This window comes from Ancylomarina sp. YFZ004 (assembly GCF_054254355.1).
Window position 1 is genome coordinate 1 of record NZ_JBTCHQ010000020.1, and the last position, 13,609, is coordinate 13,609.

At 36.6% G+C, this 13,609-nt stretch carries 5 protein-coding genes; 1 reads left to right on the forward strand and 4 read right to left on the reverse strand.

Annotation, left to right across the window (positions count from 1 at the left end):
- From ACXR6G_RS19630 to ACXR6G_RS19640, 3 genes are all read right to left on the reverse strand, one after another.
- A partial coding sequence (locus tag ACXR6G_RS19630) for a C25 family cysteine peptidase (protein ID WP_458363154.1) occupies positions 1 to 8,043 on the reverse strand: 8,043 nt, incomplete at its 3' end.
- A gap of 616 nt (positions 8,044 to 8,659) precedes the next feature.
- Positions 8,660 to 10,900: a TonB-dependent receptor domain-containing protein gene (locus tag ACXR6G_RS19635; RefSeq protein ID WP_458363155.1), complete on the reverse strand. Its 2,241-nt coding sequence runs from the start codon at positions 10,898 to 10,900 to the stop codon at positions 8,660 to 8,662.
- A gap of 253 nt (positions 10,901 to 11,153) precedes the next feature.
- Positions 11,154 to 11,519: a hypothetical protein gene (locus tag ACXR6G_RS19640; RefSeq protein ID WP_458363156.1), complete on the reverse strand. Its 366-nt coding sequence runs from the start codon at positions 11,517 to 11,519 to the stop codon at positions 11,154 to 11,156.
- Between the two features lie 270 nt (positions 11,520 to 11,789).
- On the opposite strand from ACXR6G_RS19640, the gene ACXR6G_RS19645 reads away from it, so the two are divergent.
- Positions 11,790 to 13,013, forward strand: coding sequence for a class 1 isoprenoid biosynthesis enzyme (locus ACXR6G_RS19645; RefSeq protein WP_458363157.1), 1,224 nt, complete (start codon positions 11,790 to 11,792; stop codon positions 13,011 to 13,013).
- Here ACXR6G_RS19645 and ACXR6G_RS19650 read toward each other — a convergent pair.
- Positions 13,008 to 13,484, reverse strand: coding sequence for an RNA methyltransferase (locus tag ACXR6G_RS19650; protein WP_458363158.1), 477 nt, complete (start codon positions 13,482 to 13,484; stop codon positions 13,008 to 13,010). The two genes, ACXR6G_RS19645 and ACXR6G_RS19650, sit on opposite strands and share 6 nt — an antisense overlap.
- Positions 13,485 to 13,609 lie beyond the last annotated feature (125 nt).

Genomic DNA, 13,609 nt, shown 5'->3' on the forward strand with positions numbered 1-13,609 from the left:
TGGAGCAACATTTACATTCTTAACTGTAATAACAACTGTTGATGTTGATGTCAAATCACCATCGCTAACTGTTAACTCAAATGTATAAGCTTTGTCTGCAACCACTTCAGGAGCAGTAAAGCTTGGTTTTGCAGTGTTTGCATTGGTAAGGGTAATTCCCTCATCGCAAACCCATGCGAAAGTCAAAGTAGTTTGAGCATCAACATCCGAAGAAGCACTCGCATCAAGATTAACTACATCACCTTCGTTTACGGTTTGTGGATTTCCTGCATTTGCTACCGGAGCAACATTTACATTCTTCACAGTGATAACAACTATTGATGTTGATTTCAAATCACCATCGCAAACTGTTAATTCAAAAGTATAAGCTTTGTCTGCAACCACTGCTGGTGCAGTGAAACTTGGATTTACTGTTTTAGATCCTGTTAAATTAAGATTTTCTACAGATGTCCAAGAATAAGTCATTGTTGTGTTAGCGTCGACATCACTAGAAGCACTTCCATCCAATGTTACAACATCACCTTCGTTTACTGTTTGCGCATCACCTGCGTTAGCAACTGGAGCTTTGTTTACATGATTTACCGTAACCACAACAGTGGCTTTCTCCTCAACAAAGCCATCACTAACCGTCACCTCAAAGTGGTAAGCTGTAGCAACCTCCACCTCAGGTGCTATAAAGCTTGGATTGGCAGAGTTCATATCGGTTAATTTAACACCTTCCTGACAATACCAAGAGAATGCTAATGCTTGTCCATCAACATCTGAGGATTGGCTTGCATCAAGACTTACTACATCCCCTTCGTTGATCGATTGAGCTTCGCCGGCATCAGCAACAGGATTATGATTCACTGCAGGTATATGGTTTATGGTAACCACAACTTCAGCAGTAGCTTCCAATGTGCCATCGCTAACGGTCACAACAAAATGATATGGGATTGGGGCATCCACATCAGGTGCTGTAAAGCTTGGTGTGGCGGTTTCAACTCCTGTTAATGCGAGACCTTCTTTTGATGTCCAAGAATAAGTCAATGTTGTATTAGCATCAGGATCTGTGGATGCACTTGCATCCAATACTACCACATCGCCTTCTTTCACAATTTTTGCATCACCAGCATTGGCTATAGGAACATCATTTACATCTTTTACTGTAATAGTAAAAGTATCTTCCTCGAATAAACCAGCCTTATCCGTTACTTTAGCAGTAATACTGTACTTAGCTTTTTCTTCGAAATCAAGTACTCTTGTAGTGTGAATTATTCCATCTACAATTTTGAAAGTTCCATTGGCATTGTCAAGCAGCTCAATAGTAAGTTCATCTCCACGGTCAGAATCATAAGTGTCAAGTAATCCGACTTCTGAATCAGCAGCTTTGTTTTCATCAATCTCCAAAACTTCGCCATACATAGAAAAAGATGGGGCTTCATTCACATCTACAGCTACAAAAGTTAGGGGCTGATTAAATGTATAACCACTCTCCACTTCTGTTACTTTAAATATTAAATGGAAATTATTGGACGAGTAAGATGATACATATATAGAATAAGTATTCAATAATAAATTACTTCCTTCTAAACGTACATCAGCATTCTGTTTATCTTTGCCTTCTCTGATACATGAAACCAACTCGTAGGTAAACGTATTTAAAAGGTCAGCCTTATCTTCATCTGTAACACTAAGTGTTGCAATTACATCATCTTTTCCTAAATCATCAGGAATCTCCAATGAAGAAGCAATTAATTCTGTTGGAATGTCATTAACATCCGTCACAGTAATTTCAAACTCATTAGAGATAAACAAACTACCCTTATCTGTCGATTTAATCTTAAGAGAGTAAGAATCTTTCACCTCAAAGTTAGCGCTAGCTTTTAAGTATAAGCCATCATTTATAATTGTAAACATGGCGTTATCCAATACATCTCCATCTAAAGAATAAATGAATTTCTCAGTTGATTTTGTATCTGGATCAGTCGTAGAAAGTGTTGCAATTTTTGCATCTACGCTAGTGTTCTCAACAACATTACTATTATCAAGTGCTATCGATATAGGAGCTTCATTTACATCCAATACATGAATGGTATAAGAACGGGAATCCATTCCTTTTACATCCATCTGGATTTTATAAATACTCTTTGATTCAAAATCGAAACCTGCCTTGGCAAACAATTGTTTATCCTTAATAGAAAACATATCATTATCCTCAGTTCCATCAGCTAAAGAATATTTACAAACTGCCAAATCAGTTGTAGCACCCAATACCTTAATATCGGCAACTAAAGCGTCAGCTCCTTTGTTTTCTTCAATCTCATACTTAGAAAGAATGATATCAAAATCAATTTTAGATTCTGTATCTAAATCTCCTGTCGATAAAGATTCGATAGCTGTAGCTGTTGCTTTAGTACGAACCTCAAAAGTATTATCTCCATTCAAATAAATGGTCATAGCCGCATAGCAGTCTTTCCATTCTGTTAAATTGTATAAGTATTCCATTGTTTCGTCAGCACCTACAACGCTTGCTGGCTTTCCCGAAGCATCAGAAACCGTAACAGCTGGCGCATCCGCTTTAGTCATAGCCGTAATAGTTGCTACAGGACTATCTAAAGAAAAACTAAATGGTTTTGCTGATTCAACAGCTGAAATCGTATTCCAAACATTTGTTTTATAAGCCCAGAAGTAAGTTTCTGCACTGAAAGCAAAACCACTAAAAGAACATGCAACATCAACAGGAATTGCTTTCATGATATCATCCCCATCAATCTTCCAATTTCCATTTAGTGCTGCTGCAGCAGTTACTCCTTCAGCTTGTTTATTCTCATAAGAGAAAAACAAAGAAGCATCTTTCGAAGGCATTTCTGATAGACTTGCAGTCACTACAGAACTAACAGCTCCTTTTCCAATAGGAAGTTCAAAGCTTTGGTCTGCTATTGATCCAGCAAATTGCTTTTCTACCTTAGCATTGTTAATCGTTTCAACATGCTTAGTTCCGGTTGCAGCCAATTCACAATCTTTTGCAAGGAATAAGTTACAAGCATCAACAACGAAATTGTTACTCACCAAACTAAGTTTACTTGCTATAGATATATCATTCTTAACAAGGACATTTGCATCACCTTCACATGACAAGTCAAACAAGTTTGCATTAAGATCCAAAGTCTGATCACCAAGAGCATTTAATACCAAAGAACCATCAGTTTGAACCAAAGATCCTTTACCGATAGCATTCCCTTTAATGGAACTTGAAGTAGAACTGATATCCAAACTTGCACCATCAGCAATCTCCAACTCATTAATAGAAAGCGTAGATAAAGCTATAGCCTTATTCTTACACATAACAGTACCTGCAATGATATTTAATTTATCAGTTACTGTGAAGTTTTTCGCCGTTTCCTGCTCATCAGTAATCAAATATACCGTTTCGCCTGGCGTATTTACCGTTAAGTTTTTAAATTGCATATCGACATTGGAAGCAGAAGCTAATATTGTATGAACAGGCTTACCTGCTAAAATATTCACCTGCCCTAGAACGCGATCTGCCCATCCAGTAATACTCATTGCAAGATCTCCACTCACATTCATTACAAAGCCTTCGGCCATGGCACCCGTTACACCAGAACTTGAAAACTTAGCATCTCCAGTAGTGATTACACCAGCATTTAAATTAATGGTTCCCCTTACCCATGCACTGGTTGCTTCACGCCCCCAATAGCTCATACTTAAGTTACCGCCATTAATATCAACCTGACTGCTTGCAAGCGTATTGAAAGCTCCTGTCACAGCAATATCACCACCGTTAATAATAACAGTTCCTGCAATATCAATATTTTCATCAACATTAAATGTAACACCATCTTCTATTGTAAAGCTGGCCTCATCATCTACTGTCACCGATTTAACATGAGATTCGCTACTCAGTACTGGGTAATTTATATCCCCAGCTTGAATCATTACAGCTGTCGTTACAGAAGGAAGTTTCCCTTCATCCCAGTTACCTGCATCTTCCCAGACAGTTGAATTCTTACCTGTCCAAAGACCTGGAACAACTGCGTTGATATCAACATTGATTCCATAATCTTCAACAGAATAATAGCTAACACTCCCTCTTGATTTTGGTAATGTTTTACCATATCCATAAGCCAAACGCAGAGTGGTCGCTCCCATTAACGCATCCGCTGGTACAGTAACCATTTTCGATAAAGTACCTGCTCCCGAATGAGCTCCAAAATCTACAACTTCACTTTCACTATCGAACCAACCATCATGATTCCAATCAATCCATGCGCCCAAATAATACTCGTAGTTTCCACCTGGATCGAAAGACACTGTCACCTTATACGACTGATTCGGTTTTAGATCAGTTGAAATATTGGTAAAATCATTGTATCCAGCTTCAGGACGTTCGGTAGTGTTATTTATGGTATTTAAATGGAAAGCCGTAATACCTTTTTCACCACTCTTAATAGTATAAGGCAGATATTCTCCAAATGGAAGCGTATTCGCATCAATCACGGGTACATCACCATCAGTATAGTAATCGATACTTATCCCGTCGTTGGTATAAGGATAGATCTTATAGAAATAATGAGTGTCATAATCAAGCTCTGTGGCTACAGCAAATTCCTCTGCAGGATCGACATACATACAATTTGCCTCTTCTACAACACCATCAACTGGCGCTACAATATTTGCAGCATCGTCTTTTGCCCATTTAATCATATATCCCCAAGGCTTAATGCTACTTTTGGAATCTAACCAAGAAATAGCCTGCCAAGTACTTAATGATAACTCTGCAGCAAATTTAGTAACATGAGCATCTGGTTCCCCAAAAAATGTTTCGAAACTAAGTTCCTCTCCATAAGAAACACCATATTCATTAGCAATAAAGGCTCTATATGAATAACTTGTCCCTTTATCCAGACCTTTTGCTTCTATAACAAACTCTTCTGTCGAGCTATTATCTACTAGCTTTATGTCTTCCACTGTAGGTAGAGAATGTTTCGAAAGAACAATTCCTCTCTCTGTTACTGTACCTCTACCATCAGAAATAAATTTAGCTTTCAATTTCGCGAAATCGAATCCACGTTCTGTAAACTCTAAAGTTTTAATTGTTGCTAAACCAGGCTTTATCAAAACTGCATAATCCTCAGTCTGTCCATTTTCAGCAGCATAACAAGCATCAGTAATAGCATTACCTGTATAATCAGAAATCACACGTAAACGCAACATTTTATTTAACTCCGCATCATATGGCACAGTTAAATCAAACTGATTCTCACCTTTCAGATCTTCAAGTTCAATTAACTCCTCACTTACATCAAGAGTACCATCACCATTTTTATCCAAATAAACTTTTACTCGTTCAGGATTTGTTCCACCAACGGTAACTTTAGCTTTATATGTCTTACCAGGGATCAAAGTAGTATAATGAATCCCAGAGAAATCTTTATAACCTTTATCTTGAACAGCAGAACCAGAACTTGAGTTAATCGTATTTAAGGCAAAAGCCTTGATACCAATACCGTAATTATTATCTAGATTTGTTGTTTGTCCAAAACAAGAAACTTCTTGTGTACTTGCATACACATTGATTGCTTTTTCTTCTTCAAATTCTGAATTTCCATTCTCATTTGTTGCAGTCAATTTCACATCATAAACCCCTTTAGCTGAAAATTTAACCACAGGATTCTGAGATGTAGCAGATGTTTCATCTTCAAATTCAATTTCAGTTGTACCAAAATCCCACAACCATGAAGTAGGTGTGTAAGTTGATAAATCTGTAAATTTAACAGCTAGGTTATTATCACCTAAAACAAGCATTGATTTTGATACTGAAAAGCTAGCTACAGGTGAGCTAGTACAACCTTCTACTACATATTCCTTATACACAGGACGGTGATTTGGAGCACTTATAGTAATTACTAGCTTATCGATATTATCAACAGCAGCAAAGTTAATTTCAGCAGCACCATTCACAACACTTGCCTTAGCCAATAGTTTGTCACCTTGTACTACAGTAACTAAAGCATCAGGATTACTAATCTTTAACACTGTTAGTGAAGTTGCACCACACTCAACACTTGCTGGTAAATCAGCAGTAAGAACCTGAGGAGCTTGCGTCCACATTTTCATTGCTGGATCACCAAAAAGGTGGAATAAACGATAGGTATACAATCTATTCGCTTCACCTGGCGCCCAGGTTTGATCCATTCGCATCAGCCCCATATTCAAAACATCACCTAGTGAAGTTACCGAATTTTCAAATCCTGATGGATCTGGATTAGTAACACCTGCTCCAGTACCAAAAGATGGATTAATACCTGGATTAGGCCAAATAGCTTCTACCATTCCAAGTGACAAACCATCATTAGGACCTGATAAAGAATAATATGCAGCTCCAAAAACAGCTACAGCACCACCATCTTTTTGTCTTAAGAATTTCTCTGCAAAACATTCAGGTAATTGATATTCACCTGTATGACAGTTAATAGAAAAAACCACTGGCAGTTTGTTACCATTTTTAAGGTCGCCAATATGATCCGTTAAAAATTCAGGGTGAGCCCAACCAGTACCTCCAGCATAACCATGATCACGATGGAATAAATAAAAGCGACCATCGTTTATTGCTGTAGCGATATCGTCAGCTCCTCCATCCCAGGCAAAGCCATTCTCACGCAATAGCTCATCAGGCAAAGCCTCGCCATTTGAGAAATAACCATTATCAAAATGGGTAGGAGTATTCTTAGAATCGGTATAATAAATTCGATCTACATCGTAGCCTTGAGCTGTAACATAATCACGAATATCTTCACTTGTGTGACAAAATCTACGAGCGGCAAAACCATCTGGAGCCTCCCCATCGTATACATCCTGAAATTGAGCACAATTCAAACCTTTATGATAAAAACTCGCATCATCGACAGGGTTTTTCTCATAATTTATAATTTTGTCAATAGTAACCTCAGATTGTTCAACTGTTGCTACAGAAATACGTCCATGAGCAATATCCGGCGTATAATCATCTGCACCATCCATACATGAATAGTATAAATCTGAAGCATATGTTTCACCTTTAGATGTCTGCAAATTCATCCCAGGAACCTGCTCATTATCACCAATTAAAACAAAATAACTTGGTTTAGGAATCCATGTATTATACCTACTATGAATAGCCTCTTTAATTTCATCAGTTGTCCATGAATCTTTGGATACAATTTCTACTTTATAACCAAGACTAGCTTTCCATGATGCCAATTTTTTAGCCGCATGATCAAACATGGAATGGGTGATGATAATATAGTCTTTAGAAGCATCATCACCTTCTGAATCCATTTGTAGATTCCTAGTTTCCTGTTGAACATTCTCAGGGTTAATAACCATTCTCTTAAGAATATTCAAATCACCCGTCGTGGTATTCACACGAGTTTTATCGGTCCCAGTATGTATTTGGTAAACCATTTTTGAATAAACTCTCAAGGTCTTGGTCACCGGGTTAAACTGAACCGGACAAACTTGTACGCGAAGCATACGAGCATCCTTCATAATTTGATCAGAAACAATACTGACCACATTATCAGGAAAAAAAGCATCCTTTTCGTACACCGAAGCATCCTTTTCAAATTTGGGTGAAGGAGCACCCTGTGTATCCATTGGCAATTCCAATGCCGGATGAACATTATAACCCGAATAGTCGATATATTCAGAATCAACAAGTTCAACCGAAGGGCGAATATTCTTTGATACAGCAATCATATCGTTACGCATTGGTAAAGCCGGGGCTCCCACCTGTCCTAATTTTCCAAATTGGTCGATATGTAAAAAATTATACATTTCCCCCTTTTCTGCTTTTTCTGCAAGCATGGCGCCAGGAAAAGTATACGAGATTTGCAAATACCCTGCACGCATTGATTCCAATGTTCGACTGGGTTTAATGGATTGTAGCGCATCAACAGATTGTTGATTGCTTTGGGTAAATGGCAGAAATTTATTCTGACCAAAAGCCGAGCTACAAAGGATCATTAATAAGATCCCTAAATAGTAATGTTTCTTCATGTAATTGTTTAATTAAGTTAGTTAATCGGTTTATTTAATATGAATCATCACAACTCACACTAAAGCAAACATAAAAGAACAAAATTGATAACACAAAAAAAACATACCAAATAACATAAGAACAATTAGATTCAAAAGATAACAAAACATAACACACAGTACACAACAAGGCATAAACACTCAAAACACAAGTATACCGCAGTCTTCAATATTCAATCAGACTCAAGCTTGTAATCCAATTAGAACAGGCTCTCAACAATGTAGAATCATTAAAAACTACACTCTCTGGATGCAATAAACATCCTAAATACTGACCCTCAATCCAATATGATCAAGATCAGGCAAACAAACAAAGTAATTGTAATTTATAAATAAAATAAATAGAACATAAGCTAGGAAAATAAAATAACAACAACAGTAGTCTACAACTACATAATTCACAAAACAATACACAAAATAAGAACATTCACATTAACAATTTTCATTAGTTATGCATAACAAAGACAATAGATTCATAATCTATATAAAGGTCTAGTATTATTCATATAAAAGCATTCACTTAAATCGATATAGCTATAATTTAGCTATCGCGGTATTTATTTTATCACAATCCTATTTACAATAGACCAATTAATAATGTCAGGTAAAAGCTTCTTCCGGGTGCGTAAATAGATTGTTGACTACTTTTTACCGATCGGTTAAGATGTTCGTAATACGCCTCATCAAAAATATTACGCACGCCTGCAATCATTTGCATTTTATCATTAAATGAATAGGAGGCTTTAAAATCTAACAAACTAAAGGCAGGACTAACCGTTTCACCAAAATCTGAAGAAATCCGGTTTTGTTTGATGACATGACGCAGCATGAACTCTGAATGGAATTTATCTTTATAGAAATGTCCTCCTAGTGCATATCTCAAATCAAGAGGTGGTATTTCTGCTAGGGCCTGATTCCTATCCTTATTCTTGCCATAGGTATAGGCCACATTCGCTTTGTGATAAACCACAGAACAAATCTTTTGATACCACGAAAGTTCAAAACCTCGCATAATCGCTTTATCGATATTAACGTATTGCTTTACGCCAGGAGCAGTCGCCAATAAAGGGGTTAATTCCTCTCTTATTTCAGAGCTCACATAGTCACGTAAATAAGATGTGAATAAATTGACTGAGAGTTCTGAATTCTCCCTCTTCCAAGTGAAATTATAGTCAAGCTGATAATTCACTTCCGACTTTAGTTTCGTATTCCCAATTCTTTCATAGGGATCTCTATCGACAGGCAGATAGTTTATAAACCGTTCAGTTAAACTACCGCTTCGCTCTGCCCGACCTAACCATAAACCCATTCTAACTTCTTTAGAAATGTCATAACTAGCGCCCAAACTAAGCGATATGTTTAACTTATCTGATGGATCATCCTTATTGGTATCAATAAACTTTGTCGCTTTATCACGGCTTTCTGCCTGATTAAACTCCAAGCGTGTTGAAGCAACAAAATAGACCTCATCCCATGAAAAATGAGATTCTCCAAATAAGCCAAACTTTCTAATGCGGCTATCTTGCCAGATATTATCCCAAATGGTGTTGCCAGCCATTGGCCCCATTAACATTTCACGAGAACGATTACCTTCTGATTCTTCCGATTTAAAATCAAATCCAGCAAAAAGAGAACTCTTCTTAAATTCAAAACTGGCTTCGGAACGAGCTCCATAATTCTTAGTTTTTGCTTTGGTAATAGCATTTACCATACGTGGGCTTAAATTTTTCCCCAAATTATCCATCGTATGATCAACAAAAGAGCCATAAAATGAGGTGGAGAGAGAATTTAGTACTGAATTTTTAAAATTAATCTTGTGTTGAATATTCATCAGCCAGGTATCATCCTCACGTAAGTCCATATTCAATGCTGGAAAGTCTACATCTTCAGCATAGTTATTATTAGCAGTAAGTTTCAAGCTTTGTCGGCTTGATAACTTAAAGACCGAACTCAAACCTATATTTCGACGATTGAAACTAGAAGGAATCTTATTCCCATCACCGTCCTCATAGTCATCCCCCTCATTGTAAGCTGCCAATAAATTTATATTATAGAAATCCCCTTTTATACCAGCAAGCGCTTCTGTACGCTTAATATTACCATTACTCTCATAACTTCCACTAGTCCTTCCATACAGCCTAGTTGTATCAGTAAAACTAGCTGGTGAGGATTTAAAATGAATCGTCCCACCCAAGGCGTTCCCAAAACGAAGAGAATGTGGGCCCCTAATAATTTCGACTTGTTCAACCATTGCCAATGGAATCTGACTGGCCGGAGGATCCATACGATTTGGACAAGCAGCTGTAGCTGACAAACCATTATCCATGACAATATTCAACTGATCGTATTTAAAGCCACGCATAACCGGGTCGAAGCCATAACTACCACTCTTTCGTATGCCACCGATAAAAGCATTCTGATTCAAAAAATCACCTGCATCATGTGAAAGCTTATCGCTATTATTCACCTTTACAACATGACTATCGCCTTTTCGATTGCTTCTGGCAATTACTGTAGCTGGCATTAAAGAAATATAGGATTCCCTTAAGTTAAGTACACCTGATTTGAGCGCACTAAGTACAGCTTTATTACCAATTTCAATTTTCCCATAATTGACATGAGATATCAGCAAAGTGGCATCAGCAATGGGCTGAATAGAAATGAGCCCCTTTTCACTAGATATCCCTTTCTGATTGTGATATAAAAAATGAGCATTAGCAATTGAATGACCTGTCGTCTTATCTTGAAGTCTTATTGACTTTTGTGCATAAGCTTGCATACCTATAATAAGGAAGCAAAGGATTATAATATTTTTCATTTGTTTTAGATTTTTAAACTTTGGTCAGATGGTAGTCGCCATAACAGTTAGACTTTTATGTATAGAAGAATTCTGAATGGCTCGTTTCATCTTCGATTTATTTCATCCACAACATAACACTCGAGCATACAAATTCTAAGAATCAATAAAACGGATAGCATTAATTACGAGGCTATGGAAGGTTTTATCAAATAAAATTGAGTTTAAATGGAGGTCTAGATTAAGATAGATCTCATTTCAGAATTTTCTAAAATTAAATTTGTGGAGGATGAAAAATATCATAATAATACAGAGAAGGACAGAACTGGTTATATACTAGATAATCATTCTCCATAACTTTTAAATCGGGTCTCGGAGTATCCAGTATATCATTAGGTATAATGAGTTCAAATACCTTCTTAACTAATATTTTTTCATTAGATGACTTCTCTTCTTCATTTTGCTCTAACTGTTTTTCTAAATGACAGCATCCATTACATTCCAATTCTGGTTTATCCTTATTTGTACAGATTGAAGCATAATAATCTTGATTCAAGCGAAAGTTCAAGCGAATGATAATTTGCTCAAAGCTTTGTATCGAGAATAGAACAACAAATAGATATACAAGTAGCTGTTTCAAAAGAAATTTTGAATGATTGAATAATTAAAGATACAAAGCTTTCTTTTGAACAAAAAAAATATTCATTCATATTCCAATAGAATAATTCTTTTAAGATATTGATAAACTAGATAGAGTTATATTAGGTTTAAATCAATCAGTATGATTCTAATCATTAGAAATGTTAACTTGAACTTGTAAATTGACTTTTACAGCGATATTAATTTTCTACTCCATCATTTTTTATTCTATTTGTTATAAGTCGAATCTCAGAATCAAAAAAAACACATCATGACCTTTCATTCAGCCCTGCGCAATAGAATACAAAATGAATACACGGCCCAATGGTTGAATTGTCCTGATCATTTCCCTGAGTCTAAGAGACAATTCTCATATATCGAAAAGCGAATTTGGGAGATCAAATTCAATCATTTTTTGCGTGTTATAAAAAAGGAATTTAAGTATCAGAAACCCAACAAAACGAAGATACTAGAGCGATCTAAGGTCTTTTTTGAAGAGAATTTAGCTTATCCTCATGAGCAATTAACGCTCATCTTCTCTAATGAGATGCTTAATGCCACAAAAGACTTTATTCGAAAGGCCTGGGAGTTTGACAAGGAACTAAGTCAGAGTGAGATTTTCCAAGCCCTGCGTAACGTATGGGTTATGCTTGGTTTGCAATCCTTCTTTGGGAAAGAAATCAAGATTACACCTTCACTTTTGGCATATAGCTTACTCTATCCCTACACAGATAACCTAATTGATACGCCAACGATAAGTAAGAATGAAAAACTAGATTTCTGCGAACGTTTTGCACTTCGATTAGATGGCAAACCTGTTGACGCTATGTCTCTAATAGAAAGTCGAATTTTCGATTTAGTTGGAATGATAGAAAGTGAGTTTGAACGAAAAACACATCCTGAACTATTCGAAAGTTTGTTAGCCATTCACCATGCGCAAACCCAAAGCTTAAAACTGGTGAATACAAAAACAGATTTGTCAGAAGATGAGCGTTTTCAAATTTGCATAGACAAGGGAGCCACCTCGGTTATTGCTGATGGCTTTTTGGTTATGGGTAATCTGGATGAAAATCAATACCATTTTCTCTACGAATATGGAGCTTATCTTCAAATTCTGGATGATTTGCAAGATGCCCGGGATGATTATGAAGAAGGTATCATGACCTATTTTTCTAATAATCTATCAACAACTAAGTTAGACCACTTGCTTTGTAAAACTTATTATTTGGGAAAAACCTTCTATCAAAATATTGAGAAATGGTACCCTAATGAACTTTCTTTTAAAGGCCTTATCCAGCGCAGTTTTGGTTTCTTACTTTTGGCTTCTGTCTATCAGAATCAAGCCGATTTTAGTGAAGCCTTTGTTCAAAACATTGAAAAACATGCCCCATTCCGCTTTTCATTTCTTCAAAAGAAAAAAGTAGAATTGGACCCGCTTCGTCATCACCTAATAAATAAGGTAGAAGCTTATAGAGCCAAAGAATTTGCTTTATAATTTTAACTCAAGACTTCCGAACTTCTGCTTCAAGTTTCTATCGTACATGATAATACTACCTGCAACTGATACATTCACACTCAAAGGCGTATCAAACTTCACCAAATGATGCGATTTATCAATGGCATTCTTAGTTAGGCCATTATCCTCAGCACCTAACAAATAAACACAGCGACGAGGGTGCTTAAATTCTTCCAAGGCAACTGCCTTTTCATCAAGTTCAACACCTACTAAAACAGCCCCTTTAGGAAGGTGCTTGTAAAAATCGTCGAAATTCTCGTAATGAAAATATGGCATGGCTCCCACAGCCTTGTGGGTATCGCAAGCTTGCTTTGCATAGCGTTTACCTACTGTAAATATAAAGCTAGCACCCATATTCTGAGCCGATCGCCAAAGCACACCCAAATTCTCAGGTGTTTTTCCATTCTGTATGCCTATTCCAAAAAATCCTTGTTCTAGAGTATCTATCATGAGTTTCTTCAATGTCTATATTATCGCGCAAATATAAAGTTATTCATGCATAGAGCAAATAATAAAAGCTGCACTTTTCAGTACAGCTTTATATATATTTACAATTCCTCATTATGATTCATATA